Origin of the sequence: Flavobacterium solisilvae (assembly GCF_012911605.1) — a bacterium.
Lineage (GTDB): Bacteria > Bacteroidota > Bacteroidia > Flavobacteriales > Flavobacteriaceae > Flavobacterium > Flavobacterium solisilvae.
The window spans coordinates 1-267 of record NZ_JAAMPT010000081.1; the positions used below are offsets into that span (position 1 = coordinate 1).

Genomic DNA, 267 nt, shown 5'->3' on the forward strand with positions numbered 1-267 from the left:
CTGTAACTGACGACTCAGAAGACCCGACACCAATCGACCCTTCAAGTCCTGATTACGACCCAAGTTGTCCGACTTGTACCTTTACGGATTTACAACAAACACCACAAATCACTTTATTGAAAGACGGTGTTTATGCTGATGCGAATGCTGACACTATTGTGAATGTAGGCGACACGATTGTTTACACCTTTACAGTAACCAATACAGGAAACGTAACCGTAAACAATTTGACAATCAATGATGCCGTAATCGGCGTATCGAACTTGA

1 protein-coding gene is annotated in these 267 nt (G+C 42.3%); it reads left to right on the forward strand.

Translation table 11 applies throughout. The features are described from left to right. Positions 1-267 (forward strand): DUF7507 domain-containing protein (locus tag G6042_RS00385; RefSeq protein ID WP_169522325.1); only part of this gene is annotated, 267 nt, incomplete at both ends.